Annotated in this window: 32 protein-coding genes, 2 tRNA genes and 1 rRNA gene; 11 read left to right on the top strand and 24 right to left on the bottom strand. The window is 52.0% G+C overall.

Annotated features, from left to right (window positions below):
* Positions 1–222 precede the first annotated feature (222 nt).
* Together groL and groES are read right to left on the bottom strand one after the other, a co-directional pair.
* Positions 223–1,863, bottom strand: a complete 1,641-nt coding sequence (gene groL / locus KNP79_RS14960; RefSeq protein ID WP_021065364.1) for a chaperonin GroEL — start codon at positions 1,861–1,863, stop codon at positions 223–225.
* 42 nt (positions 1,864–1,905) lie between these two features.
* Positions 1,906–2,190, bottom strand: a complete 285-nt coding sequence (gene groES, locus KNP79_RS14955) for a co-chaperone GroES (protein WP_021065365.1) — start codon at positions 2,188–2,190, stop codon at positions 1,906–1,908.
* 258 nt (positions 2,191–2,448) lie between these two features.
* Between groES and KNP79_RS14950 the strand changes: the two genes are divergently transcribed.
* From KNP79_RS14950 to KNP79_RS14935, 4 genes are all read left to right on the top strand, one after another.
* Positions 2,449–3,099: a CPBP family intramembrane glutamic endopeptidase gene (locus tag KNP79_RS14950; RefSeq protein ID WP_214824531.1), complete on the top strand. Its 651-nt coding sequence runs from the start codon at positions 2,449–2,451 to the stop codon at positions 3,097–3,099.
* A gap of 16 nt (positions 3,100–3,115) precedes the next feature.
* The gene (locus KNP79_RS14945; protein WP_131472784.1) at positions 3,116–3,325 is read left to right on the top strand and encodes a YdiK family protein; all 210 of its coding nucleotides are present in this window, start codon (positions 3,116–3,118) and stop codon (positions 3,323–3,325) included.
* Between the two features lie 129 nt (positions 3,326–3,454).
* Complete coding sequence (locus tag KNP79_RS14940; RefSeq protein WP_215192903.1) at positions 3,455–3,886, top strand: hypothetical protein; 432 nt, start codon at positions 3,455–3,457, stop codon at positions 3,884–3,886.
* A 92-nt stretch (positions 3,887–3,978) separates the two neighbouring features.
* A complete protein-coding gene (locus KNP79_RS14935) occupies positions 3,979–4,257 on the top strand; it encodes a hypothetical protein (RefSeq protein ID WP_215192902.1) in 279 nt (92 codons plus the stop codon).
* Between the two features lie 33 nt (positions 4,258–4,290).
* Here KNP79_RS14935 and bsh read toward each other — a convergent pair whose 3' ends face one another.
* From bsh to KNP79_RS14920, 3 genes are all read right to left on the bottom strand, one after another.
* Entirely contained in the window at positions 4,291–5,265 is a 975-nt protein-coding gene (gene bsh, locus KNP79_RS14930) for a choloylglycine hydrolase (RefSeq protein ID WP_215192901.1), read from the bottom strand.
* Positions 5,266–5,383: 118 nt separating this feature from the next.
* Positions 5,384–5,776 (bottom strand): hypothetical protein, encoded by a 393-nt coding sequence (locus tag KNP79_RS14925; protein WP_215192900.1) that lies wholly within the window; start codon positions 5,774–5,776, stop codon positions 5,384–5,386.
* Positions 5,777–5,784: 8 nt separating this feature from the next.
* The gene (locus tag KNP79_RS14920) at positions 5,785–5,943 is read right to left on the bottom strand and encodes a hypothetical protein (RefSeq protein ID WP_021065374.1); all 159 of its coding nucleotides are present in this window, start codon (positions 5,941–5,943) and stop codon (positions 5,785–5,787) included.
* A 259-nt stretch (positions 5,944–6,202) separates the two neighbouring features.
* On the opposite strand from KNP79_RS14920, the gene tnpB reads away from it, so the two are divergent.
* Entirely contained in the window at positions 6,203–7,375 is a 1,173-nt protein-coding gene (tnpB, locus tag KNP79_RS14915; protein ID WP_215192899.1) for an IS200/IS605 family element RNA-guided endonuclease TnpB, read from the top strand.
* Positions 7,376–7,461: 86 nt separating this feature from the next.
* Positions 7,462–7,785: a TM2 domain-containing protein gene (locus KNP79_RS14910; protein ID WP_251132995.1), complete on the top strand. Its 324-nt coding sequence runs from the start codon at positions 7,462–7,464 to the stop codon at positions 7,783–7,785.
* A 39-nt stretch (positions 7,786–7,824) separates the two neighbouring features.
* On the opposite strand, the gene KNP79_RS14905 is transcribed toward KNP79_RS14910, so the two are convergent.
* Entirely contained in the window at positions 7,825–8,409 is a 585-nt protein-coding gene (locus KNP79_RS14905) for an NADPH-dependent F420 reductase (RefSeq protein WP_021065376.1), read from the bottom strand.
* A gap of 16 nt (positions 8,410–8,425) precedes the next feature.
* Positions 8,426–8,899, bottom strand: coding sequence for a hypothetical protein (locus KNP79_RS14900; RefSeq protein WP_034781420.1), 474 nt, complete (start codon positions 8,897–8,899; stop codon positions 8,426–8,428).
* Between the two features lie 153 nt (positions 8,900–9,052).
* Between KNP79_RS14900 and KNP79_RS14895 the strand changes: the two genes are divergently transcribed.
* Complete coding sequence (locus KNP79_RS14895) at positions 9,053–9,235, top strand: PspC domain-containing protein (protein WP_214824369.1); 183 nt, start codon at positions 9,053–9,055, stop codon at positions 9,233–9,235.
* Between the two features lie 31 nt (positions 9,236–9,266).
* On the opposite strand, the gene KNP79_RS14890 is transcribed toward KNP79_RS14895, so the two are convergent.
* The 6 genes from KNP79_RS14890 to KNP79_RS14865 all read right to left on the bottom strand — a co-directional run bounded on the left by KNP79_RS14890 (position 9,267) and on the right by KNP79_RS14865 (position 15,653).
* Entirely contained in the window at positions 9,267–10,613 is a 1,347-nt protein-coding gene (locus tag KNP79_RS14890) for an FAD-dependent oxidoreductase (RefSeq protein ID WP_215192897.1), read from the bottom strand.
* 192 nt (positions 10,614–10,805) lie between these two features.
* Positions 10,806–11,099, bottom strand: a complete 294-nt coding sequence (locus tag KNP79_RS14885; protein ID WP_215192896.1) for a YesK family protein — start codon at positions 11,097–11,099, stop codon at positions 10,806–10,808.
* 106 nt (positions 11,100–11,205) lie between these two features.
* Positions 11,206–13,845 (bottom strand): hypothetical protein, encoded by a 2,640-nt coding sequence (locus KNP79_RS14880; protein ID WP_215192895.1) that lies wholly within the window; start codon positions 13,843–13,845, stop codon positions 11,206–11,208.
* 141 nt (positions 13,846–13,986) lie between these two features.
* The gene (gene tatC, locus KNP79_RS14875; RefSeq protein WP_215192894.1) at positions 13,987–14,775 is read right to left on the bottom strand and encodes a twin-arginine translocase subunit TatC; all 789 of its coding nucleotides are present in this window, start codon (positions 14,773–14,775) and stop codon (positions 13,987–13,989) included.
* 3 nt (positions 14,776–14,778) lie between these two features.
* Positions 14,779–14,997, bottom strand: coding sequence for a twin-arginine translocase TatA/TatE family subunit (locus tag KNP79_RS14870; protein ID WP_034781411.1), 219 nt, complete (start codon positions 14,995–14,997; stop codon positions 14,779–14,781).
* A complete protein-coding gene (locus KNP79_RS14865) occupies positions 14,997–15,653 on the bottom strand; it encodes a redox-sensing transcriptional repressor Rex (RefSeq protein WP_029596207.1) in 657 nt (218 codons plus the stop codon). The genes KNP79_RS14870 and KNP79_RS14865 overlap by 1 nt, the downstream gene beginning before the upstream one ends.
* Before the next feature lie 149 nt (positions 15,654–15,802).
* Here KNP79_RS14865 and KNP79_RS14860 point away from each other — a divergent pair, with 149 nt between their 5' ends.
* Complete coding sequence (locus KNP79_RS14860; RefSeq protein ID WP_215192893.1) at positions 15,803–17,704, top strand: ABC-F family ATP-binding cassette domain-containing protein; 1,902 nt, start codon at positions 15,803–15,805, stop codon at positions 17,702–17,704.
* Complete coding sequence (locus tag KNP79_RS14855; protein ID WP_233005413.1) at positions 17,701–18,108, top strand: hypothetical protein; 408 nt, start codon at positions 17,701–17,703, stop codon at positions 18,106–18,108. The genes KNP79_RS14860 and KNP79_RS14855 overlap by 4 nt, the downstream gene beginning before the upstream one ends.
* Before the next feature lie 50 nt (positions 18,109–18,158).
* On the opposite strand, the gene KNP79_RS14850 is transcribed toward KNP79_RS14855, so the two are convergent.
* From KNP79_RS14850 to KNP79_RS14820, 7 genes are all read right to left on the bottom strand, one after another.
* Positions 18,159–18,725 (bottom strand): hypothetical protein, encoded by a 567-nt coding sequence (locus KNP79_RS14850; RefSeq protein WP_034781407.1) that lies wholly within the window; start codon positions 18,723–18,725, stop codon positions 18,159–18,161.
* Positions 18,726–18,739: 14 nt separating this feature from the next.
* Positions 18,740–19,762 (bottom strand): tRNA (adenosine(37)-N6)-threonylcarbamoyltransferase complex transferase subunit TsaD, encoded by a 1,023-nt coding sequence (tsaD, locus tag KNP79_RS14845; protein WP_034781406.1) that lies wholly within the window; start codon positions 19,760–19,762, stop codon positions 18,740–18,742.
* Positions 19,734–20,219: a ribosomal protein S18-alanine N-acetyltransferase gene (rimI, locus tag KNP79_RS14840; protein WP_215192892.1), complete on the bottom strand. Its 486-nt coding sequence runs from the start codon at positions 20,217–20,219 to the stop codon at positions 19,734–19,736. Before rimI ends, tsaD begins: the two co-directional genes overlap by 29 nt.
* Positions 20,212–20,868 (bottom strand): tRNA (adenosine(37)-N6)-threonylcarbamoyltransferase complex dimerization subunit type 1 TsaB, encoded by a 657-nt coding sequence (tsaB, locus tag KNP79_RS14835; RefSeq protein WP_215192891.1) that lies wholly within the window; start codon positions 20,866–20,868, stop codon positions 20,212–20,214. The genes rimI and tsaB overlap by 8 nt, the downstream gene beginning before the upstream one ends.
* Positions 20,865–21,314, bottom strand: coding sequence for a tRNA (adenosine(37)-N6)-threonylcarbamoyltransferase complex ATPase subunit type 1 TsaE (gene tsaE, locus KNP79_RS14830; protein ID WP_034781401.1), 450 nt, complete (start codon positions 21,312–21,314; stop codon positions 20,865–20,867). The genes tsaB and tsaE overlap by 4 nt, the downstream gene beginning before the upstream one ends.
* Before the next feature lie 105 nt (positions 21,315–21,419).
* A tRNA-Met gene (locus tag KNP79_RS14825) sits at positions 21,420–21,496 on the bottom strand.
* A 25-nt stretch (positions 21,497–21,521) separates the two neighbouring features.
* Positions 21,522–21,598, bottom strand: a tRNA-Met gene (locus tag KNP79_RS14820).
* 139 nt (positions 21,599–21,737) lie between these two features.
* On the opposite strand from KNP79_RS14820, the gene KNP79_RS14815 reads away from it, so the two are divergent.
* The gene (locus KNP79_RS14815; RefSeq protein ID WP_034781398.1) at positions 21,738–22,517 is read left to right on the top strand and encodes a sporulation protein; all 780 of its coding nucleotides are present in this window, start codon (positions 21,738–21,740) and stop codon (positions 22,515–22,517) included.
* Here the strand turns inward: KNP79_RS14815 and KNP79_RS14810 are convergent.
* The gene (locus tag KNP79_RS14810) at positions 22,512–23,159 is read right to left on the bottom strand and encodes a uridine kinase family protein (RefSeq protein WP_215192890.1); all 648 of its coding nucleotides are present in this window, start codon (positions 23,157–23,159) and stop codon (positions 22,512–22,514) included. The genes KNP79_RS14815 and KNP79_RS14810 overlap by 6 nt on opposite strands.
* Before the next feature lie 51 nt (positions 23,160–23,210).
* Between KNP79_RS14810 and KNP79_RS14805 the strand changes: the two genes are divergently transcribed.
* Positions 23,211–23,588, top strand: coding sequence for an HIT family protein (locus KNP79_RS14805; protein ID WP_214788870.1), 378 nt, complete (start codon positions 23,211–23,213; stop codon positions 23,586–23,588).
* A gap of 9 nt (positions 23,589–23,597) precedes the next feature.
* Here the strand turns inward: KNP79_RS14805 and KNP79_RS14800 are convergent, their stop codons facing one another.
* The 3 genes from KNP79_RS14800 to rrf all read right to left on the bottom strand — a co-directional run bounded on the left by KNP79_RS14800 (position 23,598) and on the right by rrf (position 25,626).
* Positions 23,598–24,536: a coiled-coil domain-containing protein gene (locus tag KNP79_RS14800; protein ID WP_128124353.1), complete on the bottom strand. Its 939-nt coding sequence runs from the start codon at positions 24,534–24,536 to the stop codon at positions 23,598–23,600.
* Positions 24,529–25,401, bottom strand: coding sequence for a GNAT family N-acetyltransferase (locus KNP79_RS14795; protein ID WP_215192889.1), 873 nt, complete (start codon positions 25,399–25,401; stop codon positions 24,529–24,531). The genes KNP79_RS14800 and KNP79_RS14795 overlap by 8 nt, the downstream gene beginning before the upstream one ends.
* 109 nt (positions 25,402–25,510) lie before the next feature.
* Positions 25,511–25,626 (bottom strand): 5S ribosomal RNA (gene rrf / locus KNP79_RS14790).
* Positions 25,627–25,762: the final 136 nt, after the last annotated feature.

The raw sequence follows: 25,762 nt of genomic DNA, 5'->3' as shown, positions 1-25,762 counted from the left end.
TATCAAACGCCGTGGTTATGGCTACCGAAACCTCGAACGTTTCTTTTTGAGATTACGCTTCGAGCTTGGTCGTTAAAATAGCAACCACGAGTTATGGTGATGAGCCTACTAATTATAGTCCAATAGGAGTCATCTTGTAGCATCAATATTAGATTGAGAATCATATTAAAAGGGAGAAACTCTATAACTCGAGTTTCTCCCTTTTAATTTTGAAGAATGGACTTACATCATGCCGCCCATTCCACCCATGCCGCCCATGTCAGGCATGCCGCCGCCAGCGCCTGCTGGTTCTGGCTTGTCTGCGATGACCGCTTCTGTCGTGAGGAACATGGCTGAGACTGACGCTGCGTTTTGAAGTGCTGAACGCGTCACTTTCGCCGGATCGACGATACCGTGTGCGATCATGTCGACGTACTCGCCAGTCGCGGCGTTGTAGCCGATGCCGACCGATTCGTTCTTGAGCTTCTCGACGATGACCGAACCTTCTTCACCAGCGTTTTCCGCGATTTGACGGACCGGTGCTTCGAGAGCACGGAGGACAAGTTTGACACCTGTCGCTTCATCCGCTGTCACTTCTGCAAGCAACGCACGAACCGCTGGGATGACGTTGATGAACGCCGTACCACCACCTGCGACGATCCCTTCTTCGACGGCTGCGCGTGTCGCGTTGAGCGCGTCTTCGATGCGGAGCTTACGCTCTTTAAGTTCCGTCTCTGTCGCTGCGCCAACTTTTACGACGGCTACGCCGCCAGCGAGTTTCGCGAGACGCTCTTGGAGTTTCTCACGGTCGAAGTCAGACGATGTCTCTTCGATTTGGTTGCGAATCGTTTGAACGCGTGCTTTGATCGTGGCTTCGTCTCCAGCACCTTCGACGATCGTTGTCGTGTCTTTCGTGACGACGACTTTCGATGCGCGTCCGAGCTGTTGGAGTGATGCCGACTTGAGCTCGAGGCCGAGGTCTTCGGTGATGACTTGGCCGCCTGTGAGCGTCGCGAGATCTTCGAGCATCGCTTTACGACGATCGCCGAACCCTGGTGCCTTGACCGCGACCGCGTTGAACGTACCACGGAGCTTGTTCAAGACGAGTGTCGCGAGCGCATCGCCTTCGATGTCTTCAGCGACGATAAGGATTGGTTTCCCTTGTTGTACGACTTGCTCGAGCACTGGGATGATCTCTTGGATGTTCGAGATTTTCTTATCGGTGATCAAGATGAACGGGTTGTCGAGCACCGCTTCCATCTTGTCTGAGTCTGAGATCATGTATGGTGACAAGTAACCACGGTCGAACTGCATGCCTTCGACGACGTCGAGTTCTGTCGTGAAGCCGCGTGACTCTTCAATCGTGATGACGCCGTCGTTGCCGACGCGTTCCATCGCTTCAGCGATCAACTCGCCGACTTCTTCGTCCGCTGCCGAGATGGCCGCAACTTGGGCGATCGCTTCTTTCGACTCGATCGGTTTCGAGATGAGCTTGAGCTCTTCGAGTGAACGACGAACTGCTTTGTCGATCCCTTTACGAAGGATCATCGGGTTCGCGCCCGCTGTCACGTTTTTCAAACCTTCACGAATCATCGCTTGAGCGAGGACTGTCGCTGTCGTTGTACCGTCCCCTGCGACTTCGTTCGTCTTCGAGGCGACTTCGGCAACGAGCTTCGCGCCCATGTTTTCGAAGTGGTCTTCGAGTTCGATTTCTTTCGCGATCGTCACGCCGTCATTCGTGATGAGCGGTGAGCCGAACTTCTTCTCGAGGACGACGTTGCGTCCTTTCGGTCCGATTGTGACTTTTACCGCGTCAGCGAGTGCGTCGACACCGCGAAGCATCGCGTGACGTGCGTCTTCTGAGAATTTGATTTCTTTTGCCATTGTTCATTTCCCCCTAGAAAAGTTTTTGAAGAATGGTGAGTCTTAGCCTACGATTGCGAGAATGTCGCTCTCTCGAACGATTAAGTATTCTTTGCCTTCATGCTTCACTTCGGTACCCGCGTACTTCGAGTAGATGACCAAATCATTTTCTTTGACGTCGAGCGCGATCCGCTCACCTTGGTCCGTGACGCGGCCAGTCCCGACTGCGAGGACGCGTCCTTGTTGCGGCTTCTCTTTCGCCGTGTCAGGAAGCACGATGCCTCCAATCGTCTTTTCTTCTTTCTCCACGACTTCGATGATGACGCGATCGCCTAGTGGTTTTAACATAGAAAAAACCTCCTCCGAATATGAATGATGTATCGTTGAATCGTAAGTTTTAGCACTCATCAAAAAGGAGTGCTAACATTGATTAGTGTAGTATGAGACGCCTGAAAATGCAAGCGGGAACATCGAAAAAATGCTCCCACTCGCGGTCAAGAGACCTTATTTGCTACAATGGTTAAAAGGAACGTTGACTCTTAGGAATAAGGACGTGTTGAATTGGCTACACTAAACTCAAACCAATCGATAAATACCCGTTTTTCGATGGCGCCTAACATTCGGATTCGGCATATCATCCCGATTCTGCTATACGCGTTTGTTCAATTCTTTCCGGTATTGATTAGCGGTGTGCGTCCGGAATGGATCACGCCAACGTCGACCGGGCTCTGGTTCGCCATCGGGTTCAGCTTGACGATCATCATCTCGGTCTTCTTGCTTTGGCCCGACTTGAAGCTGTATAAACAGCAAGGGATCCAGTCGAACTTGAACGACACGGTCAAATGGATCGGGCTTGGGATCCTCATGCAGTACGGGCTCGTCATCGTCGCCAACTTGATTGAGACGTGGATTTCAGGTGACGTCATGGGCTCCCAGAACACCGAGCAAATCGCGGATATCGTCCGTCTCGTCCCGGTCATGACGCTCTCGGTCGTCTTGCTCGGACCGATTATGGAAGAGATTCTGTTCCGTCATATCTTGTTCGGCAACTTGAGCGCCCGCTTCGGGTTCTGGATCGCGTTCGCGGTCAGCTCGCTCTTGTTCGCGCTCATCCACGGTGACAACAAGATTCTCGTTTACGTGGCGATGAGCTTCGCCTTCACGGTCGCTTACGCCAAGACGCGTCGCTTGATCGTGCCGATCGCGATTCACGCGTTCAACAACGCGCTCGTCATGGTCGTATTATTCTTAATGTAGAAATGAGGTGGCATTGATGCCGCGACACTTAAAAGTTATGTTTTTGTTCAGTCTCTCATTCGGGATTCTGTTCACCGTCCTCGCCTACTACTCGGTACAAGAGTACGGCTTCAGCTTCTGGACGTACTTCATCATCGCCGTAGCCGCGTATGACTTCTTCAAGGTGTATCAGATTTTAACGCTCGCCCGGAAAGCGAAAAAAGAGAACAACGATAAATCGGCATAACGAAAAGACCAAGCGCGCAGCTTGGTCTTTTCTTATGGATCACTTTCTCCCAAACCAAGGATTCAAGATTGTAAAATAAAGGTATTAATCATTTATAGTAGTATAAAAATGGTAAAGGGAGCTGGTTGTATGTTTAAGAAGATGATGAATAACGTAGCGGTCACAGTCCCACTCGAGGCGTCCAAACTTCAATCGTTCATAAGTCCAAAAATCCCCGAGCTGTCGGATGTGACCGTTGAGATCACAAACGGACAATTGATTTTAGTAGGGTCAAAGAAAGTCGGGGTCGCTTTCTTCTCGAAAGATGTTCGGATGAAACTGACATTGGTGCCAAAAGAGATTCACGGGCGAAAAATTGTGTTCACTGTCGTGAAGGTCGAGCCTACGGATAAAGAAATCTTCAACGACAAGTTTTTAAACCACTCGCCTTATATCACTTACGATGCTCGAACACTGACGCTCGACTTGAGTGCGATCGGCCCGCTCCAAAAAGTGAAAGTCGGCAACATCAAGTCACTTGCGTTAGAAGAAGGACGTGTCGTTTTAGTCATCGGCACATGAACATCCGCTCTGACTCATCCTGGCTCTTTTTTGAAAAAGAAATCAATCTGCGTTATATTTGATAGGCTAACTATCAAATAAGGAGAGGTATGATGAAGAAAGCAATTCTCGCGATAGTCGCTTCCCTGTTTCTCGTCGCCTGCTCAAACGAAGACGACTTGTCTACATACGAAGAGTATGGCGTGCTCGACGAGACGATTGAGATCGCACAGTATGAACCGAAAGTCGAGACGGATAACGACGGCAACCGCGTCATCTTGTTCTATGAAGGTGAACGCGTCGCTTATAAGAGCGTCTATGTGAAAGACGAACGTCATTTGAAAGTCATCAGCACGGACGATGAGGCCCCTCTCTATAACGACACACTGTAACACACAGCCCCCTTCGCGCGAAGAGGGCTGTTCTCAATTCTCGTAATGAATCTGTTGCTCATATTGTAGCCGATACGTGATCAATCGCTCGCTGTCTAACGGTTCATGGAACAGCGACACGGCCGTGATCTGGTTGTTGTCATACGTCCGGTAATAATAGATACCGTCGTCGACATTGCAGCATGAGGAATAGATGGTGTACTCGTACGTCCCGTCCGCCGCCTCGTTCAAGCCCCGCGTTTGCATCACCGTATCCAACAGTTTGAAAAATTGACCGACCGCGGACGCCTCGGTCGGTTCGCAGACCGAGTTAAATGTAGCGAATGTTGCCCGGACGAATCGTGATGTCGACGATAAATCACCCGGCAAGCCCTGCCCGCCTAATCCGAGACAATAGGCATCGAGGTTCAATGTCGGCGCGAACGTATTGGCCGGCAGTTTCGTCGAGACGTGCCGATAATCATTCAGATTGAACAGCTGATACTCGAACGACGGATTGTTCGTCAAGACGCCGACTGGATTGTCGTACATGCGCAACCCGTCCGTCATCGGCTCGACAACAATCGAAGTATCCTTGTCGGCGATCATCCAGTGTAGCGGGTGAAGCGGGAGCGCGTCGCTGAAATTGAGATTGATCAGATGAATTTTCGCCAGTCGCTCTTTCACTTCCTCGATGGTCGCGCACTGGCCGAGGATCCACGGGATGAACTCGAACGGGGAGACGTTGTCTCGTCCGTCGACTTCCGGCTTGAACACGGCATTCCCCGGGAAGTTCAGCCCTGCCATGCTCAGCCCCTTCTCATTCGTCGCCTCGTAATAGAGCGGGTAGTCTTCCACGACGGTCGCCATCCCGATCATCGCGTAATGGTTAACGTTCTCGCCCATCCGTCTAAAGTTGAATGGATAGTGTCGGGGCGTAATCGTCACTTGCTCGTGATAGGACACGTTCAGGTTTAAGTTTCTGCCGAAGTAGTGAGCGTGCGGAGCGTACGTGATTGCTGTACACATAACAAAACTCCTTCCAATCCAATGCAGACAATAACAACACTCTTTGTCCTATTCACGTTTTCGTCTGACATCAACCATAAGAAAAAACGATGAGGCGTGTGCCACATCGTTCTTCATATTAATTCAGTTCGGTCTCGACCGTTGTTTCCGGCATAAAGAACCAGAGTCCAATCCCTTTTAATCCGAACACAAACGCCAATCCGTAATACATGAGGGCTTCAAGCGAGTAGGTCAACGTATCCATGAAGAACGAGACGAAAAGTCCAATCATCAAGGCAACGACGACAGCTCGTAATGTCAGTTCACTTGATTTGCGTCCGATGGCACGAGATGCTTCCTCACCAAGTGCCGCCGCGATGTCACGGCGCCAAGCATAAAACAGAGTCGCAGCCAGCGCCAGCGTCATATCTGGCACGTTACCACTTAAGACATCCATGATGGTGAGCCCGAGCATAATGAACATCCCGAGTTTCAATGCATCTTGATTTGTATAGGTCACTCGAGGTTTCAAGATTTTATTCATAGGACGATGAACCCCACCGTCAGTAGACCATATACGAAACCGAGCACGATCACACTGATGGCGATCGATTTATATTGCGGATACTTATGTAAGACGACCGCTCCGGCGATCACGTGAATAAACGCGACGATGAACGTCACAATCGCAAAACCCATTCGGTTGTTCCTCGCTTCCAAAAATAAATAATAGAAAATCATGGGAATTCATCCGTTTCCCGGTACAATAAAGACTGCATTCATTATATCAATTTTTGGAAAGAAGGCACATCACATCATGAATTATTCACGTACCGATTTATCAAAATCAGACGAGAATACTCCCACTTCTAAACGTGGCGGGCGAAGCCGTAGTGAACGTGGGAGATGAATCGCCAACCTCTTTTTTGGGTATAAATACCTAGAGGAGGTGAACACCATGTTGAAGCATAAAGCGTATAGATTCCGGATATATCCGACAACGGAGCAGGAATTTTTGATTGCCAAGACAATCGGTTGTTCACGCTTCGTCTTCAACCACTTCTTGGCGAAGTGGGAAGAAACCTACAAGGCGACAGGAAAAGGACTGTCCTACGGCTCCTGTTCAAAAGAAATACCTGTACTCAAGCAAGAGCTTGATTGGTTAAAGGAAGTCGATAGCACTTCCGTGCAAAATAGCGTCAAACATCTGGCCGAGGCATATGAACACTTCTTCAAGAAACAGAACGAACGACCACGGTTCAAGTCGAAGCGGAACCCTGTCCAATCCTACACGGCGAACATCCAAGGCAAGTCCCAACTTCCTGAGGTATCGATTGTCGGCGACCGGCTCAAGCTGCCGAAGTTGAAGTGGGTCCGGTTCGCCAACTCAAGGGTTGTCGAGGGTCGCATCCTTAGCGCGACGATCCGACGGAACGCGACGGGCAAATACTTCGTCTCCCTCTGCGTCGAGCAGGAGATCGACGAACTGCCAAAGACCGGCTCAACCGTCGGCGTCGACGTCGGACTGAAGCATTTCGCCGTCCTGTCCGACGGCACGGTGTACCAAAACGACCGCTACTTCCATTCGCTCGAGAAGAGACTGGCGCGCGAGCAGCGCAAGCTGTCCCGTCGTCAGCTCATCGCCCTGAACAAGAACATCAAGCTGTCCGAGGCGAAGAACTATCAGAAGCAGAAGCGCAAGGTCGCCCGCATCCATGAGAAGATTGCCAACAAGCGCACCGACTTCCTGCACAAGCTGTCGATCGAGATCGTCAAAAACCACGACGTCATTGGCATCGAGACCCTGCAGGTGAAGGATATGCAACAGGACCGCAAGCTCAGCAAGGCCATCTCCGATGTCAGTTGGTCGGCGTTCTTCCGCATGCTCGAGTACAAGGCGGACTGGTACGGCAAGACCGTCGTGAAGGTCGGGAAGAAGTTCGCCTCGAGCCAGCTCTGTTCGAGTTGCGGCCATCGACACAAGGACGTGAAGCATCTCGGTCTGCGCGAGTGGACATGCCCGGGTTGCGGGACCCACCACGACCGCGATGTGAACGCAGGACTGAACTTGAAACGAGAGGCTGAACGAATCTTAGCCTCTTCAACCGTCGGGACGACGGGGCTAGCCTGATCAGGTTCCGGTCGTTAGACTGGATGACTCAGGAATCCTCCACCTCCAAACGAAGCGTAGGCGGAGGTAGTTCAACGACAGAGGAAATGCTCCTCGTCAACAGCGAAGTCGAGAAAAAGAAACGCAATCTCGTCGTCGCGTACTTGCTTTGGTTCTTCCTCGGCGGTTTCGGCGCACACCGCTTCTACTTCAAGAAGACCGGGACGGCTATCGCGATGCTTGCTACAACAATCCTATCAATCGCCCTTACGGTTGTATTGATTGGTGTATTCGGGTTTATCATCGTTGGAATTTGGGCGCTCGTCGACGCGTTCCTCATGCCAGGCTGGCAACAGCGCGAAGTCGAAGCCATCGAACGCGAGACAATCGAGTCGTTGAAGACTCGCTCTGAGCGTCAAGCTGCCTTTTAACGACCAGACGGTCACGCCAACGCGTGACCGTCTTTTCTGTTAGAAGCTATTCTCTTTCAAGTAGAACGCGAAGTTCCGATGCTTCCGTTCTTTCGTCGCGTAATGAATCCATAGCCACGCGAGCGACTCGAGCTCTCGCGCCAGCTTCAAGTGACGGAGCGTATGGGCGTCGAAGCCGATTTTCGAGGCAAGGTCTTGGACGGCCCGGACCGATTCTTGCTCGTCTCCGGCGATGAACATCATCGACATGTTCGGATTCTCCAAGTTCTCGACGCCGGTCTGGTTGAACGCCTTGACGATGCGGACGTGCGGTGCGAGTTCCTGCAGATGCTCGGCCCCTGATTTCCCTTCCGGTCGCTCGATCGCGTCAAACTCTTTGGCGATTGGATTCGTCACGTCGATGACGATCTTATCGTCCAAGTCCCGAAGCGATTGAATCAAATCGACGGCCGCCGCGAACGGTGTCGTCAATAACAAGATTTGCGCATTCGATGCCACTTCTTGGAGCGACATCGTCCCTTCCCGTTCTGACCGTGTCCCGTACAACACGTCATAGCCGACGTCCTCGAATTTGCGTCCGAGCGTCCGCCCGACTTTTCCGGCCCCTAAAATACCAATCTTCATATAGTTCGACTCCCCTTCACAGTTCTTCGTCCGTCCGTGTCACCGTGCCGCCAAGTTCAGCCGCCAGTCCATCGAGCACCGAGTGATCGAACTCTTCCCCAATCGCCATCACCCCGGTCTGTCCAGGCTCGATATTTCCGACCGTCCGCTTGAACGTCTCTTGAATGCTCTGGACGTGTTTCAAATCTTTCGTTCCTCCGATGAGTCCTCCCGTGAGCGTGCCGAATAGAATCCCGAACGGTCCGCCGAGAATCCCGACGGCCATCCCGATCAAGGCACCTTTCGTCGACTTGTTCGTCGGCGTCAGTTGGACGGCGTCCTCGAACGAGAAGGCCCCGTTATCTTCACGCTTGATGACGACGAGTTGTTCGAACCCGACGAGTCCTTCGGCGTGGTACTTCTTCAACTTGCTGAATGCTTGATACGAGATCGACTCCTCTGGAAACGTGAACGTGACGATATGGTACGGTTGTTTTTCCTTCTTGGCCATATTGGCTCCTCCTTTGACAGGACCAGGTGACACATCAGCTTTCTCTTACCCCTTCCCCGGCTTCAGACGAAAAAAAACCTGTGGAACCTATACATTTCCAGTAGGTTTATATGGTAAAATTTTCATATCACAACTGAGATAGGAGCTACACTTATGTCCCGTCCGCTTCGCAAATCTGCCACGAACCGCTCACTCTTCGGTGTCTGCGGCGGCATCGCTGAATACTTTGACTTGTCCCCGCTCGGCGTTCGTCTGCTCTTCCTGATCGTACCGGGGAACTTTCTCATCTATATGATCCTCGCCAACTCGATGAAGGACGCTCCACGCTATCTATAAAAACCTCGGAAGCCGCGGCTCCCGAGTTTTTTTATGCGTTGACTTTGTCTTTCATCGCCGCGAGCGCCCCGCTGTTGATGAAGTGCCATGGCTTGTTGTAGTGCGGTTGGAAGAAGAAGTCGACATAGGCGAGCTCTTCGACCGTCATCTCGTTTTGGATGGCGAGCGACAACGTGTTGACCGCTTGCGTCATGTCCGCTTTTGAGAGGACTTGTCCACCGACGACGCGATGCGTGCCGACTTCATAGACGAGTTTGAACTGAACCGGTTCAGCCGTCGGCATGAACTCCGGACGGTACGCATCTTCAATCACGACACTCTCGACGTCGAGGCCGAACAAGGCGGCCGCTTCTTCTGTGAGACCTGACGAGGCGATATTCCAATCATACAGGCGAAGACCTGACGTTCCTTGCGTCCCTTGATAACGGACACGCGGTGCAATCAAGTTCTCAGCGACGAGCGTTCCCATGCGGACGGCGTTCGTCGCGAGCGGGATGTAGGCATGTGTGCGCGCCGGGTTGTAATAGACGGCACAGCTGTCACCAGCCGCGAAGACGTCCGGGTTGCTCGTGCGCATATACTCGTCGACGATGATGGCGCCGTTGCCGAGCATGTCGACTTGGCCTTGAAGGAGTCCCGTGTTCGGGCGGAAGCCGACACAGAGGATGACGAGGTCGGCCTCAAACTCACCTTTATCGGTCACGACGTGTGTGACGTTTCCATCTGTCCCTCGGAACGCTTCGACCGTCTGGCCGAGCTCGAGGTCGATGCCGCGTGACGTCATGTCTGCCTCGAGTTGGTCCGTGAACGATTTGTCGAGATATTTGTTCAAGATGCGGTCGGCACTATCGATGAACGTGACGTGTTTACCGTACACTTCGAACGCTTCGACGAGCTCGACACCGATATAGCCGGCACCGATGACGGCGATGTTCGTCGCATCTTTCGCCCGCTCGATGATGCGTTGGGCGTGGCCATAGTTTTTGCAGAGCTCAATCCCAGTCATCTCGATGCCAGGGAGCGTCGGGACGATCGGCCATGAACCAGTTGTGACGATCAAACGGTCGAACGTGTCATAGACGTCTTCTCCCGTGTCGAGGTTTTTCGCAAGGACCGTCTTCGCTTCCGTGTCGATGTTCAACACGTCGTGCTTCATGCGCATCGTCGCGCCGAGTTCTTCGAGTTCGGTCGGTGACGCGTAGAAGAGCTCTTCCGCACGTTTGACGACACCACCGACGTGGAGGGCGATCCCACACGAGAGGAAGCTGACGTTGTCGTTGCGCTCATACACCGTGATGTCGAGATTGTCGTGCTTGGCGAGTAATCCTTTGACTGCTGCTGTTCCTGCGTGTGTACATCCGATGACTGCGATTTTCATATGGTTGTCTCTCCTTTGAGTGTTAGGCAAGTTAGTGTTTGTGATAAATATCACATTTACTTTCTGAACTTAGTGTACTATTTCACAAGAAGGTTTGACAATCCCTTTGCTCACTTTTTCACGTAATTATGTCTAAAGTTTGAACTCCATGTGTGACAACAAAAAAACCGTCCCGCAACCGGAACGGTTCACTTATGAGTTTGTGGTGCGTCGTCCTTTGACCCAGTGATAGATAACGACGCCGATATAGGTGAGGAGACCGATCACATACAGACTGAAGCCAATCAAAATCCAGCCCAGCGCGTCCCAACCGCGGACGAAGACGAGTCCGATGATACACGATACGTATCCCACGAGAAGCAACGTTAACGAGAAGACGAGTCTCCGCTTGAATCGCGATTTCAAAAAGTTTAGCACGGCAATCAACAAAATTGTCGTCAACACGCCGATGATGATGAGTTCATCCCCATAGTACTCCCAAGCCATCGCTTCTCCCCCTGACCTATGTTCGATTGGCTCCATCGTATCACGTCCTCCCCCTGTTCCCCATCTCTAAAAAAAGCCATCCGCATCATCGCGAATGGCTTCTCAGTTAACGAACATAAATCGTCTTCGTCACGCTTCGGCCTTTTGGCGTCACGAGACGGAGTGTCAATTTCGTTCCTTTCTTTTGTGGGGTGAAACTGAGCGTTGTCGACGTCGACGTCACCGTCTTCTTCGCGAGCACCGTCGACCCCCGCGTGAGCGTCAATGTGCCGTACCCGACGTTCGATGTCACCTTCAGTGTCTTCGATGTGCTTGATGGAATCGTCGTCACGAGCGTCGGTGTCGGTCCAGTCGTCACCTTCACCGTCTGCACATGTCGGAACGTCCCGCTTTGGCTCGTCAACGAGAGCGTCGCATTGACCGGTTGCCGCGTGAAGCGGAGCGTCACACGTCCGGTGCTGCTCGCTTTTGCTGTGGCGAGCACCGTCGACCCTTTTTTCAACGTGACCGTGCTATTCGGGATCACGTACCCGACCCAGAGTGACTTCTCATCATTAATCGAGAGCGTCGACAGCGACGTTTTCGGCAACTGAATCGAGACGTCACGCGATTTCGAGCCGACCGATGCTTTGACGCGAACACGATCCCCCGGTTTGGCGGGGACGGTGTAACGTGTCGTCGATAGGCGTTTGGCCGAGACGAGTTTGTCATTTACATAGAAGCGCACTGTCGCCGTGCTCGTCTTTTTGATTGAGAGTGTCGCTTGTGTCTTTGTCATCAACGTGTCCGTCACACTGAGCGTCGGAGTGAACGCACGAACGGTCTTCGTGAGTTCGTACGTCGCATCGCCGCTCGAACGAGTGACGAGAATGACTTCCCCTTCTTTTAATGGCGTCTCGAACGTGTACGGCATGACGCGTGTTGTCGCCACATGCGTCCCGTTTCGATAGATGCGATAGGCCTGATCGGTACTCGATGTGATGTTGATGGATTTGTCATACATTAACGGTGTCCGAGTCCACGAAAAGACAGGCGGTTCCACTCTTGTCTCCACGGTCGTGAGCCGGAACGCTGAAGCGGGTGCCTCTTTTAACTTGAAGTAGACTTTTGTTCCGATGTCTACAGGCATCGTATTAAACTCTTTAATCGAAATGAGTCCGTCTTCATCTGCCTGCTCATTCGAAATTTCGTAGTATTTCCCACTGCGAATCAACACATCCACTGCGGCGTTCGGCGTCGTTTTCAATGTGACACCTGAAGTGACCGTTTTCGTCAGAACCGAGATACCATTTGATGAAGTATCGTCACTTTCTTTGACCGTCTGAAGTTCAATCGGATCGGCGTAAACACCTGACCCACTACCGATTTTCACAGTCACACGCGATCCAGGTGTGAACCACCGCGCCGGTTGCCACGTATAGCGTCCCGACTCATCCGATCGGATCGTCGCCGATTGATAGTTCAACAATGAATCCGATGAGTTCGATTGATACAAGTTTTTCGTCACACTGACAAACACCGGCGTGTTCGGTGTCGTCTTCCCGCTAATCGGACCTAAGACACCGGTTGGCGGGTCGAGTGTGAGTGGCACATAGTTCGATGCCCATAAGTCTAACCGGCGCTCAAAATCGTTCCACTTAAAAATCATGTCATACGACTCATTCGTCTGTAACGTCAGTTTCCCTTGCTCCCAAACGAACGGGTCGTCTTGATAGGCTAAACGTGCCGTCAGCTCAGTCGCTGGAATCGGTAAGGCCGTACCATCAACGAGCGTGGCCGTTCCGTTGACGTCATATGGACGACCTACCTCATAGCGATTCGTCGTTTTCGGCACATTGACATTCAGTTGCCATGGCGCTTTCCATAAAGACTCCGGCGTGTACACTTCCGTCTTCTTCATACCAAAAACGTACCACGGACCGTGTTGTCGAATGTCAGCGTCATCAATCGGTGCCTCTTTCCACTCATTCGTGCTGACGTTATAACTGACATAGAATGTCGTATACATTTCTCGCGTCATGAAGTAGTAGGTGCCGTCTTTCCACGTAAGATTACTTATGTTTGGCGCATCTTTCTCAATCCATCGTTTCGTCGCCAAATCGAAAATAAACATGTGCTCCGAGTCATCACTTTTGATCACGAACCATTGATTCGCTTCTTTCATGTGACGGGCCCACCTCACCTGTCCTGAATAGGAACTGATTGTCTCAAGCACTTCTCCTGTCACCGTCCGCTTCGTCACTTGACCGTCGGCGAACGCGAGGACGTTCCCATCATCGAGCAGACTGTATACCGGATCGCTGCCTTTCGTGAGCGATCCGAGAATATCACCTGACGTCGACGTGATGATATACTTTTCGTCATCAGCCCATAACATCATTCCTGTTGTTACATTCGTTGAGACGAGTCGATTCTCACTTCCTGCTTCGATCGGGAATGTCGTCGCCACATTCGTACGTATATCCCACATCACCCAATCCGGCCACCCTTTTAACATAAATCGGCCGTCTCCGATGGCATACATATTGTAAGCAGCAGACACACGAATCGGTAACGTATATTCCTCACCGGTCTGAATGTGAATAAGCGTCTCCGGATCTCCCGAACGCCACACATATCCACTATCTCCTACGACTTCTCCTGCCGGAATGATTTCCGGTTTGGCATAATCCTCTGCTCGGACTTCTACTCCCGGTGCTACCATCATGACGAGCACCACGAGCATGCTCCATAACCACTTCTTCATTACTCTCCTCATTTCTGTTTATGAATGCATAACTTTCAAAAATAATCCATTTTTTTGATTTAACCCTCCTAATTTTAAGTTGTTTTTTCAAAATTGAATAGCCCTAAAATCAAAAAAACACCACGTCGCATGACATGGTGTTCACTTCTCATTCATTTGTTTCATCAAATCGACTTGTTCTTTCACCATCGCCTCTTTCTCACGTCGGAGCACACCCCGGTACGTGATGCGTGAAATCGATAAACTGATCTCATACAAGAAGAAGAGCGGCAGTGACACCATGAGGTGCGACGTCAAATCCGGCGGCGTGATAAAGGCCGCGACAACGAACAAGGCGAAGTAGGCGTACTTCCGGATCGATGACAGGAAGTACGGCGTCACGACACCGATGCGCGTCAAGAACATCGTCACGACCGGTAACTGGAATAACAGTCCGAATGGGATGGTCAGTTGCAGCAAGAACGTGAAGTAGTTCGACGCCCCGATGATTTGCGTCAGACCAAGGTCTTGCCCGAGGTCCGTCGAGATATCGAGGACGAGCGGGAACAACCAATAGTAGGCAAACGCCAAACCGACGAGGAACAAGATAAAGATGATCGGAATATAGGCGAGCGTCGCTTTCCGCTCGTTCGGATGCAGACCAGGTGCGACAAACGCCCACAGTTGATACAGTAGAAACGGACCAGCCGCGACGAGCCCGATGACGAGCGCCAAGTTCAAGTAAATCATGAGCGGGTCCGCGACCCCAAAGGCGTTCAATTCAAGGCCTCGTTCGACGAGGTCGGCCTGGAGATAGGCGAGCACATATTTGACACTCGGCAAAGCAATCAAAAAGAAGGCAAAGACGACAAATGCCGACAGCATCAGTCGTCTCCGCAGCTCTGTCAAGTGGTCGGACAGTGCCCGTTCTTGATCAGGTTGATGGCTCATCGCTTACTGCTCTTTCTTCTCAATTTCTTTCTTGTCTTTCTCGTCATGCTCGTTCATCATGCCACTCGTGGCATTTTTGAACTCACGGAGCGTCTGTCCGGCGGCACGGCCGAACTCAGGCAATTTCTTCGGCCCGAAGATGATGAGCGCGATAATCGCGATGACAAACAGACTTGCTCCGCCTGGAATACCGACGACGAGTGACGATAATAGTAATTCCATTATTGATGGACCCCCTCAGCAGATGGATAGTGTTGCATAAAGTAAATGAGCGACTGGAGTTCGATCGACAAGTCGATATGATGGACGCGGACCGTATCCGGCACAGTAAGCCTGGCCGGTGTAAAGTTCAAGATGCCTTTGATGCCGAAGCGGACCAAGTCATCCGCGACAGGCTGTGCATAGGCAGACGGCACCGTCAAAATCGCGACGTCAATCTTGTTTTGCTTCATAATCTGTTCCATCTCATCGACGTGATGAATCGGGACACCGGACATCGTCGTGCCGACTTTTGTCTCGTCTGCGTCGAACCCGACGACGATATGTGTGTTATTGTTTTTAAGGAAGTTATAGTTGACGAAAGCTGTCCCGAGATGACCAACCCCGACCAAGGCGACGTTCGTAATCTCGTCCTGATTCAGTGTCTTACGGAAAAAGTCTAACAGATACTGTACGTTATAGCCATATCCCTTTTTACCGAGCGCACCGAAATACGAGAAATCGCGACGGATCGTGGCCGAATCGACCTTGACCGCCTCACTCAGTTCAGCAGAAGAGACACGCTGTTTTCCTGATGAATGCAGGCTTTGGATAAACCGATAGTATAGTGGCAACCGTTTGGCTGTCGCTTGCGGAATCTTTGGTTCGTTTTGACTCAACGGAAAGAGCCTCCTTTTTACGACGCGTTTCAAACGAATCTAATTTCATACACCTTGATTGTAAACGAATTCACATAACCACTCAACGAATATACCTGAAAAGACTAAAAAATACAGTATACTAAATAGAGAGAAAGGGGTTTTTTCACTTGATCCTACTGCAAGTCAATAACTTATCGAAATCATTCGGCGTTGAGCCGATTTTAGAGAACGTCAAACTCGAAATCCAAGAAGGCGAACGCGTCGCCCTCGTCGGCCGGAACGGCGCCGGCAAGTCGACACTGCTCAAAGTCATCGCCGGGGAATACAACTATGACTCGGGCGATATCATGAAACCGAAAGACGTGACGATCGGCTATCTCGCCCAAGATTCAGGACTTGAATCGAACGAGACGATTTGGAACGAGATGCTTACCGTCTTCACCGACTTAATTGAACAGGAAAAAACGCTCCGCCGCATGGAACAAGACATGGGATCTGAGCGCATCTTGAACGACCCGGCCGCCTATGAGCGCCTGCTGTCGTCTTACGATGAAGAACAGCATACGTTCAAAGACCGCGGCGGCTATCAATACGAGGCGACGATCCGCTCCGTCCTTCACGGGATGCGCTTCTATCCGGACGACTTCGAGCGCCGCATCGATACGCTTTCCGGTGGACAACGGACCCGCCTCGCCCTGGCGAAGATGCTCCTTCAAAGTCCAGACCTGCTCATCTTGGATGAGCCGACGAACCACTTGGACATCGAGACGCTCGGTTGGCTCGAGAAGTATTTGAGCGGTTATAAAGGCGCTGTCCTCATCGTCTCCCACGACCGCTATTTCCTCGACCGGGTCGTCTCGGTCGTCTATGAGCTGTCACGCCACCGGAGCCGTCGCTTCGTCGGCAACTATACGAAGTATCTCGAACAGAAGGCCGCGATCTATGAGCAAGAGAAGAAGCAGTTCGAATCCCAACAAGAAGAAATCGCCAAGATGCAGGACTTCATCCAACGCAACATCGCCCGGGCGACGACGACGAAACGCGCCCAGAGCGTCCGCAAACGTCTTGAGAAGATCGACCGGATGGACGTGCCGGATGGTGACGAGCGCAGTGCCGTCCTCTCGTTCTCAATCAAACGCCAAAGCGGGAATGACGTGTTGAGCGGCAGCGACCTCGCCATCGGTTATGAGGAGCCGATCGCCCAGCATCTCCGCTTCCAACTGCAACGCGGCGAATCGGTCGCCCTCGTCGGTCCGAACGGGGTCGGTAAATCGACGCTCTTGAAAGTGTTGACGAAACAACAGCCGGCGCTCACTGGTGACATCCGCTACGGCACAGGCGTCGAGATCGGCTACTACGACCAGGAACAACAGAACTTGTCGGATGCCAACCGCGTCATCGACGAGATTTGGAACGACTGGCCGCTCATGCGCGAACAAGAAGTTCGCAGCCTGCTTGGTCAGTTCCTGTTCAGCGGTGACGACGTCATGAAACGTGTCCATGAACTGTCGGGTGGAGAGCGGGCCCGCTTGACGCTCGCGAAACTGAAGCTCGAGCAACCGAACTTGCTCATCTTGGATGAGCCGACGAACCACTTGGACCTCGACTCGAAGATGATCCTCGAGAACGCCCTCGTCGACTACCCGGGCACAATCTTGTTCGTATCGCACGACCGTTACTTCATCGACCGGCTCGCGACGCGCGTCTTAGAGATCACACCGAACGGCATCGATGAATACCTCGGCGATTACTCGTATTACGTCGAGAAGAAAGAAGAACTTGAAGAACTGGCCCGACTCGCCCGCGAAGAGACGAAACAAGTCATCGTCAAGAAACAGCGCGCCGACAAGGAGCAGCAACGCGAGGAACGCCGGATGAAACAACGGATCGAGGAGATTGAGCTCACCATCGAGCAACACGAGGCCCGTCTCGAAGAGATCGAGCAACTGTTGTGTGAACCGGACGTCTTCAACGACTTCGCCCGGGCACAGGAACTGTCGACCGAGTCCGATGCGACGAAAGAATCGATCACGGCACTGTATGCAGAATGGGAGGAGCTCCATTCATGATGCGATCCCGTGCGATGCGAATCGAGTGGATGCACGCCTTCCTGACTGGTCTCGCCTACATCGTGCCGACCGGGACGGAGTACGTATCCGAACTGATTCGTGGGGAACCGACCGTCGTCCCGTCGTTCCTGTTTTATTTCCTGCCGGTCGTCATCGGCTTCATCATCCAGACGTGGAGCGGGATTGTCATCAGCTTGTTGAGCGGTCTGCTCATGAGCACGCTCTTTATCCGCCTCGTCGTCTGGCCGGTCGATGTGACCGTGCACAGCTTTTACACGCCCGGCTCGGTATGGGGCCACTTCTATCAGTCGACGCTCCTCATGTGGGTGCTCGCCTTGATCGTCTATGTCGTGAGCCGAGTGAATATGTGGTATAAACAAAAGAAACATCATCCAGAAGTATAAAAACAGGGAAGCCGCTCTCCATTGTGGAGGTCAGCTTCCCTGTTTTACGTTTAGAAATAACGCAGCGGTTGGAAACCGCGCGTGTGGAAGTCGAGCTTGATGCCGTCTTCCGTGATGAAGAACACGTACTCGTTCGTATCGACGTCACGGACGAACACTTTGTAGAATGTGAGCGCCTCTTCGTCGTTCGTCACATATTTTGCCTCATGCGTCGAGATGACTTGGGCGAACAGTTGCTCTTCGTCAAACTCGTTGACAATGTCCTCGAACTTCGCCGCCTCTTCTTCGGTCGCTTCTCGTCCCGGTGCGATTTGATAATACGCATCGCTCGCTTTCGGTTGAACGCCGAGGTTGCGGTCGACGACGATGACGCTTTCGATGTCTTGATCGTCTAAGCTCTTATAGCCGTACAACGTCTCGACGAGCGTGTTCTCACCCGTAACCCGGCCGATGCCTTCGAGCGATTCCGCTCCTGTGAGCGACCGGACGCGTGTCGCTTCCGGCACGATCTCTTCTTGATAGGCGATATTATAAGCGCGGATGATCTCCCGTACTTGCAAAAACGTCGCGACGACGAGCAGTACGACGAGACCTCCAATGATTATGCGTTTCATCATCTGTATATTTCCCCCTAGACTGTCATGCTCTCTTCTAAGGATAACCCAGGAACCGCATTCATCGCCAGTGTATCGCGCTTTCCGCGCACATACGCGTGATGTGCCGCGACTCCAATCATACCGGCGTTGTCTCCGCATAGATCAAGTGGTGGGATGACGAGGCGGATGCCTTCGCGGTCCGTCGCTTCTTTGAGCGCAGCGCGGAGTCCACGGTTGGCTGCGACGCCACCTGCGACGAGCAATTGCTTCGCTCCTTTTTCTTTCACGGCACGAATCGCTTTCTCGACGAGCACTTCGACGACACTCGCTTGGAAACTGGCCGCCAAGTTTTCAGGGATGACCGTCTCCCCGCGCTGTTCGGCGTTGTGGACGGCGTTGATGACCGACGACTTGAGCCCGCTGAAGCTGAAATCGAAACTTCCCGCTTCAAGCCGAACCCGCGGGAACTTGTACGTGTCTTCTCCATCGGCCGCGAGACGGTCGATAGCAGGTCCACCTGGGTAAGGAAGACTGAGCGTCCGTGCGACTTTGTCATATGCTTCTCCGGCCGCATCGTCACGTGTCTCCCCAATGACTTCGAACACACCGTGCTCGGGCATATAGACGAGCTCCGTGTGGCCGCCCGATACGACGAGACAGACGAGCGGGAACTCCATCTCCTCGACGAGTTCGTTCGCATAGATGTGTCCGGCGATGTGATGCACGCCGATGAGCGGTTTGCTATGGGCGAAAGCGAGCGCTTTGGCCGCACTGATTCCGACGAGGAGTGCCCCGACAAGACCCGGTCCTTGCGTGACCGCGACGGCGTCGACGTCTTGCATCGTCACACCCGCTTCACTGAGGGCGTCATCGATGACGTAGGTGATCCGTTCGACGTGGTGGCGCGAGGCGACCTCGGGCACAACCCCGCCAAACCGTTTATGACTTTCAATCTGCGACGAGACGACGTTCGATAAAAGCGTCTTGCCGTCACGCACGAGCGCGACCGACGTCTCATCACAGCTCGACTCAATCGCGAGGATGAGCGATGTGTCCATCTGTTTCACTTCCTAACTTCGCCCAGTAAATATAGGCGTCTTCATTATTGTCTTGATAATATCGTTTCCGGCGTCCGGCATTTTCGAAACCGAACTGTTCGTACAGCTTTTGGGCGCCGATGTTCGAGACGCGCACTTCGAGCGTGAGCGCCGCGAGTGACTTCGAGCGGGCGAATTCAACGAGTTGCGTCAACAGCAGATTGCCGATGCCTTGCCCGCGATATTCCGGTAAGACGGCGATGTTCGTGATGTGCCCCTCGTCTACAATTTGCCAAACCCCGACGAAGCCGACCACGTGTCGTTCATGCACAGCGACGAAATAGATCGCTTGGTCATTGCGGAGCATCTCGTTCATGAACGCTTCTTTCGTCCACGGAATAGCGAACGAGGCTTCCTCGACTTTGGTCACTTCTTCGACGTCGAGCCATGTCATGCGCCGGATTTTAATGTCAGCCATTGTTTTGTCCCTCGAGCCATTTCGCTTCCGCCTCAGCGAGACGAAGATACTCGGGTTCAAACGCATGGACATCATTCGTGACTTCACCTAAGGCGACGAGATCGCTCGCCCGGCCGTAACTATGCGCGGCCGGTACTTCGGTATAGTCGTAAGACGCGAGTGCGTCACGGAACGGCTCCACGTCGCCGACGACGACGAACGGTCCACTGATATTTGCTTCAAGCCAAGCGGCGACCGAGGCGTGACGGTCGGGTGTGACGGCCTCGTTCTGTTGATAATGCCCGATATAGGCATTGCCACGACGGGCATCGATAAGCGAGACGATTGGGAGCTCCGTATTCGGGGCCGCCGCCATAAGACGGAGCGCCGAGACCCCGACGAGCGGGATTTGAAGCGTGTAGGCGAGCGTCTTCGCTGTCGTGACACCGATGCGAATCCCCGTATAAGATCCAGGACCTGTCGTCACGACGATGCGTTCGAGTTCGGTCGGTGTCCATTTGACCGCATTCATCAATTGTTCGATCATCGGCATGAGCGTGACGGCATGATTTTTCGAGACCATGACCGTCGCCTCGGCTTGAATCTGTCCGTGCTCACTCAAGGCGACAGACAGACGTGTCGTCGACGTGTCAATCATGAGTTGTTTCATGCGAGCACCTCCTTCACGAGTGCATCGTACGTGTCGCCGACGGGCGCGAACGTCAGTTGACGTTCCTCGTCCCCGACTCGCTCGATTGTGATGGCGAGCCGTTCCGTCGGAAGTGACGACTCGATCAAGTTCGACCATTCGACGATGGCGACACCATCACCGTTAATATATTCCTCGAGGCCAATATCGTCCCCCGTGTCTTCGAGACGATAGACGTCCATATGATAGAGCGGCAAGCGCCCTTGGTATTGTTTCATGATGGTGAACGTCGGGCTGTTGACGTTACGCGTGACACCGAGACCTTTACCAAAGCCTTGGGTGAACGTCGTCTTACCGGCACCAAGGTCGCCGTCCAACGTTATGACCGTCCCGGCTTTGACGAGCGTGGCGAGTTTTTCTGCCACCGCTTGCGTCTCGGCCGCGGAGTGGGTAATCAATGTATACATGATGTTTCTCCTTTAGTAGTTCTAGCGATACGTACTCATTGTACACTCAATTTTGCGCAAAAAAAAACACGAAACGTCATCGTTTCGCTATCTCATTTAAAAAATTGGTTGCGGGGGCTGGATTTGAACCAACGACCTTCGGGTTATGAGCCCGACGAGCTACCAGACTGCTCCACCCCGCGACGACATATGAAATTAAATAAAAATTGGTTGCGGGGGCCGGATTTGAACCGACGACCTTCGGGTTATGAGCCCGACGAGCTACCAGACTGCTCCACCCCGCGATGGTTTGAATTGTTTCGACATCCTCTATAATAAGTGAAGTAGTTATAAAATGCAACCTTTTTCTAAATGTTTTTTGAGAATTGGAATCGGGAACATGATAAGGAGTGTAACTTACTAGAGAAAAGGGGCGCGACCGTCATGTCGAAATGGGGTAATCGCTTTAAAAAATGGTTCTTTTCCGAACTGGATGCATCCGTCTATTTTCACACCGTACCGTTTCTCCCGAACGAAACCGTCCATGGAACGTTACGCGTGTCGAACACCACTTCACATGTCGTGCGACTGCAGGAGTTGACGCTTAACTTTTTGACGACTTTCAAAGACATCACGCTCGAAGGGAATGAGTTCAACCGCGAGGCCGATCTTCAAGAAGTCCCAATCCCTCTATCGGTCGTCCTCGAACCAGGTGCTGAAGAGCATATCCCGTTCACGTTTGATTTAACGATGTATGCCCCGTCGACAGCGGGCGCTCCGTATAGTGTGGAAGCGACCGTCTGGGACACGGACGGCAAACGGGTTTGGTTCGATGTTGTCGAGAATGTCGAAGTCGAACCGCTCCCCGCTTTGAAACGCTTGTTAGAGGCGACCGAACATGCAGGCCTCGAGCTCATGTTCGTCCGCAACGTCATCGACCCGCTCGGAGAAGAACGGCCGTATCCATTCGTCGAGAAGTATGGGTTTAAGCCGGTCGGCGACTGGGCCGACGAGTTCGAAGTCGTCAAATCGTTCTGGCGTATCGATGAGGATGGGGTCGACGTCTATTACTGGCTCGACAACATCGAGAAGCAGCGCACACTCGAGTCGATTGCGAACGACGTCACGTTGCGCCATCGCTCGCTCACGTGGGACCAACTCGAGCGCGAACAAGATCGGCTCGGGCTCGGGATCCAAGAAACGTTACGCAGCCACCGCTCATGATGAGCGGTTTTTTTGTGGGCTCCGCTCAATCGCCCAAACATTATCGCTTGTCGAGACGACCGTCTGGAACTTTTCACGCTGCGGATGCATAAACAGCTCATATTGGAGTCGGCGCTCTTCGTGCGAGGCTTTCAAGTAGCCCAGGTCCATCCCACGCTCTTGGATGTCCCGGACAGAACGACGGGCGAACTCAGTGTCGCTATCCGTATACAAATAGACCGATACATCGAAATAGTGAGGTTCGAGGAAGGCGACACTCATCCCTTCAATAATAGTGATTCGTTTTGCTGGATCGATCCACGTCCGTTCGAGATACGGGACGTCGATCGTATAAAAGCCGATGCCTTCCCGTACCATCCGGACATCACGCTCGAGTGACAGCAAGTGATGCGCGGAAGGATGACAGGCCGTCATCTTGTAGTGATGCGTTTGACCGTCGACCGTATAGTCGAGCATGGCACTCTTCCGTAACATCGAATCCGTGATGTAAGGGTCGGTATTGATATAGTTCACGTCCCCGAGACGCGCACGTAAAGCATCAGCGAACGTCGTCTTGCCGGCACCTCCGTGTCCCGAAATCCCGATGACCGTATGTCTTTCTTGCCCGACTTCGTCGACGATATAATCGATCAAATCATTCATTTGAATCCCCCTTTTGGTACACTTCATATAGAAAGGAAGTGTACCAATCCAATGTCCACTTGTCCATTTTGTCATCCACAGCTTGATCCATCACAACGAATCGTTGCCGAGAACGAGACCTGCTACTTTTTAATGCATGATCGTGAACAGGACGTGCTCGTCGGTTCAGGCGTCATCGTACCGAAACAACACCGAGCGACGACGTTCGATCTCACGCCTTTCGAATGGCATGATACATACACACTGCTCCACGAAGCGAAGGTGTTCCTCGAAGAGACGTATGGGCCTGACGGCTATACGCTTGGTTGGAACGTCGGGACCGCTTCAAACCAGACCGTGCCTCACGCGCACTTGCATGTCATCCCGCGTTACACGGCAGGTCCCCATGCCGGGAAAGGGTTGCGCCATTGGTTGAAACGACCAGAATGACCAAACAGCTCACCGCGTAAGGATGAGCTGTTTTCGTTTCGCTTCTATTTCTTCGAGTTGTCGCTCCAAACGTTCGACTTCTCTTGTCATTTTCTCGATCAGTTTAGCGATTTCACGATCGAGCCCGTTCACTTTATCCAGTGAATCGTTGATTCGTCCATGCATCGTCCATTCCGAGAAAATATCGTCGAGGAAATAGTCAGCGAACTGGATCAGTGATCCGCGTTCAATCTGTAATCCGCTGACGACGCCTTTCACATCAGCCAACTCCCGCGAGAATCGCTCAAGTGCGGCTTGAAGTTCATGCATCTTCCGCTCCGAGGCATCGATGGCATCATGTTTCATCGCTGTCGCAATCAAGCCCCCTCCAAAGAACGTATCATACGTCGACCAACCTTTTGCACTGTCGAGATGTTTCAGTGTTCTTGAAATGGCAGTCCGCGCTGTATGTCCAGCACTAATGGCTTCTTTATACTCAATGAGCACCTCATTCGTTTCCACTTGCTGCTTCGTGAGCCGATATAGTGTTTCCTTAACTTCAGGATCCTGCTTCAAGTGGGCTTCTTTCTCTTTTACGAACGCTTCCCACTCTGCGTCAATCCCGTTATACGTCTCAAAGGTTTCATATAAATCACGACGTTCAAGCCCTAACTCATCGACCATTGCCTCGTGTTCTCGTAACTTCAATTCGGCCCGGGCCGCCTCTTCTAATTCAATCGTTTTTTGTTCGTTGAATGTTCCCCTTAGTTTACGCCATGCGTTGACGAGCGAGAATGAATCCAAGTCATAGACATCGCGCTGTTCTTTCGTAAACGAATTGAGAAGTTGCTTTCGTACAGCTTCATGTTCGGCAATTTGCTTGTCGAGTGTTTTTAATTTCCGGGCGAGTCGGTCCCGTTCTGCCATCTGTTGTTGTAAGTCGTGTTGGGTTTGGTAGAGATCACTCATAACGTTTCATTCCTCCAGTTTCTTTTCGATAATGTTCTAACAGGTCTTTGACGTGTACCCCATCAATCGTTAAGCCGTCAATCGATGAACCCTCGATCTGGACCCCATCTAGCCGACAGTTTTTCATAATCGTGTTCGTCAGGTTTGTATGGAAGAACGTCGTCGGCCGTCCTGACTCGTACATGGTGACAAATCGATATTTTGAGCCGGAAAGGTTCAAGTCGTCGAACTCGGTTTCTCTGAAGTTAATATTGCGGAATTGGCTCCTCGTGAAATTACAATTGCTGGCCCGTAGTTCTGAGACGTTACTATTCGTGATGGCGATTTGACTCGCATCCATTCCATACGCTTGGGCACCTTTGATCGAGCGCTCTTCATATCGCAATGTGATTGCTTCATCTACGGGTTGCTTTACCCGTTTGACGAAACAGACCTCTTCGCTTGATTCGAAGACGGATTGGTAACCGACTGCCTGATAAAACGCCACATTGTTGGGTTGGGCTGCTGATGTCTCCAACTCCCAAATTCGTACAGTCGGATGAAGCTTCTCGATTGCCCGTAGTACCCGTTTTCCAATCCCTTTACCTTGTCTGTATGGATGAATAAAGATGCGGTCAATCCGTCCGTAATCTTTCCCTGTCAACGTCACGACGGCTCCCCCGACGACTTGTCCTTCATGTTCGATGACATAGCACATCAATTGTTCAATCAAATACAAGCTCATCGCCTCGTCATCATAACCCGGCGGTTCAATATTTAAGTCCCGATATGGTAATCGGAGACGATCTGCCTCTTGTTTAAAACTCGCTCGTGAAACCTCAGTGAACGCCTTGTAGTCTGAGACTGTCGCTTCACGGATTTGCATACCTGACTCCCCCTCTTCTGTCTCTTCATACGAGAAGATTAGATGAAAAGTTTCAAAGGAAACGACAAAAAAGGACGACCAAGCATCTGCTTGATCGTCCTTCGCGTTGGCCTAGCAACGTCCTATCCTCACAGGGGGAGACCCCCAACTACTTTCGGCGCTGAAGTACTTAACTTCCGTGTTCGGCATGGGAACGGGTGTGACCACTTCGCTATCGCCACTAGACAATTATTATATTAGCATTATATATCCCATTTGTCAACACTTTCATGAAAAAAGAACGACCAAGCGGATGCTTGATCGTCCTTCGCGTTGGCCTGGCAACGTCCTATCCTCACAGGGGGAGACCCCCAACTACTTT

The organism is Exiguobacterium sp. s7 (assembly GCF_018618195.1).
GTDB lineage: Bacteria > Bacillota > Bacilli > Exiguobacteriales > Exiguobacteriaceae > Exiguobacterium > Exiguobacterium mexicanum_A.
Note: the sequence above shows the minus strand (reverse complement) of the source record. Positions and strands in the feature narration are given on the sequence as shown.

Excerpts from the sequence above, each read along its gene's own strand:
- groL (WP_021065364.1), bottom strand. The coding sequence starts at position 1,863 with ATGGCAAAAGAAATCAAATTCTCAGAAGACGCACGTCACGCGATGCTT.
- groES (WP_021065365.1), bottom strand. The coding sequence starts at position 2,190 with ATGTTAAAACCACTAGGCGATCGCGTCATCATCGAAGTCGTGGAGAAA.
- KNP79_RS14950 (WP_214824531.1), top strand. The coding sequence starts at position 2,449 with ATGGCGCCTAACATTCGGATTCGGCATATCATCCCGATTCTGCTATAC.
- KNP79_RS14945 (WP_131472784.1), top strand. The coding sequence starts at position 3,116 with ATGCCGCGACACTTAAAAGTTATGTTTTTGTTCAGTCTCTCATTCGGG.
- KNP79_RS14940 (WP_215192903.1), top strand. The coding sequence starts at position 3,455 with ATGTTTAAGAAGATGATGAATAACGTAGCGGTCACAGTCCCACTCGAG.
- KNP79_RS14935 (WP_215192902.1), top strand. The coding sequence starts at position 3,979 with ATGAAGAAAGCAATTCTCGCGATAGTCGCTTCCCTGTTTCTCGTCGCC.
- bsh (WP_215192901.1), bottom strand. The coding sequence starts at position 5,265 with ATGTGTACAGCAATCACGTACGCTCCGCACGCTCACTACTTCGGCAGA.
- KNP79_RS14920 (WP_021065374.1), bottom strand. The coding sequence starts at position 5,943 with ATGGGTTTTGCGATTGTGACGTTCATCGTCGCGTTTATTCACGTGATC.
- tnpB (WP_215192899.1), top strand. The coding sequence starts at position 6,203 with ATGTTGAAGCATAAAGCGTATAGATTCCGGATATATCCGACAACGGAG.
- KNP79_RS14910 (WP_251132995.1), top strand. The coding sequence starts at position 7,462 with ATGCTCCTCGTCAACAGCGAAGTCGAGAAAAAGAAACGCAATCTCGTC.
- KNP79_RS14905 (WP_021065376.1), bottom strand. The coding sequence starts at position 8,409 with ATGAAGATTGGTATTTTAGGGGCCGGAAAAGTCGGGCGGACGCTCGGA.
- KNP79_RS14900 (WP_034781420.1), bottom strand. The coding sequence starts at position 8,899 with ATGGCCAAGAAGGAAAAACAACCGTACCATATCGTCACGTTCACGTTT.
- KNP79_RS14895 (WP_214824369.1), top strand. The coding sequence starts at position 9,053 with ATGTCCCGTCCGCTTCGCAAATCTGCCACGAACCGCTCACTCTTCGGT.
- KNP79_RS14890 (WP_215192897.1), bottom strand. The coding sequence starts at position 10,613 with ATGAAAATCGCAGTCATCGGATGTACACACGCAGGAACAGCAGCAGTC.
- KNP79_RS14885 (WP_215192896.1), bottom strand. The coding sequence starts at position 11,099 with ATGGCTTGGGAGTACTATGGGGATGAACTCATCATCATCGGCGTGTTG.
- KNP79_RS14880 (WP_215192895.1), bottom strand. The coding sequence starts at position 13,845 with ATGAAGAAGTGGTTATGGAGCATGCTCGTGGTGCTCGTCATGATGGTA.
- tatC (WP_215192894.1), bottom strand. The coding sequence starts at position 14,775 with ATGAGCCATCAACCTGATCAAGAACGGGCACTGTCCGACCACTTGACA.
- KNP79_RS14870 (WP_034781411.1), bottom strand. The coding sequence starts at position 14,997 with ATGGAATTACTATTATCGTCACTCGTCGTCGGTATTCCAGGCGGAGCA.
- KNP79_RS14855 (WP_233005413.1), top strand. The coding sequence starts at position 17,701 with ATGATGCGATCCCGTGCGATGCGAATCGAGTGGATGCACGCCTTCCTG.
- KNP79_RS14850 (WP_034781407.1), bottom strand. The coding sequence starts at position 18,725 with ATGATGAAACGCATAATCATTGGAGGTCTCGTCGTACTGCTCGTCGTC.
- tsaD (WP_034781406.1), bottom strand. The coding sequence starts at position 19,762 with ATGGACACATCGCTCATCCTCGCGATTGAGTCGAGCTGTGATGAGACG.
- rimI (WP_215192892.1), bottom strand. The coding sequence starts at position 20,219 with ATGGCTGACATTAAAATCCGGCGCATGACATGGCTCGACGTCGAAGAA.
- tsaB (WP_215192891.1), bottom strand. The coding sequence starts at position 20,868 with ATGAAACAACTCATGATTGACACGTCGACGACACGTCTGTCTGTCGCC.
- tsaE (WP_034781401.1), bottom strand. The coding sequence starts at position 21,314 with ATGTATACATTGATTACCCACTCCGCGGCCGAGACGCAAGCGGTGGCA.
- KNP79_RS14815 (WP_034781398.1), top strand. The coding sequence starts at position 21,738 with ATGTCGAAATGGGGTAATCGCTTTAAAAAATGGTTCTTTTCCGAACTG.
- KNP79_RS14810 (WP_215192890.1), bottom strand. The coding sequence starts at position 23,159 with ATGAATGATTTGATCGATTATATCGTCGACGAAGTCGGGCAAGAAAGA.
- KNP79_RS14805 (WP_214788870.1), top strand. The coding sequence starts at position 23,211 with ATGTCCACTTGTCCATTTTGTCATCCACAGCTTGATCCATCACAACGA.
- KNP79_RS14800 (WP_128124353.1), bottom strand. The coding sequence starts at position 24,536 with ATGAGTGATCTCTACCAAACCCAACACGACTTACAACAACAGATGGCA.
- KNP79_RS14795 (WP_215192889.1), bottom strand. The coding sequence starts at position 25,401 with ATGCAAATCCGTGAAGCGACAGTCTCAGACTACAAGGCGTTCACTGAG.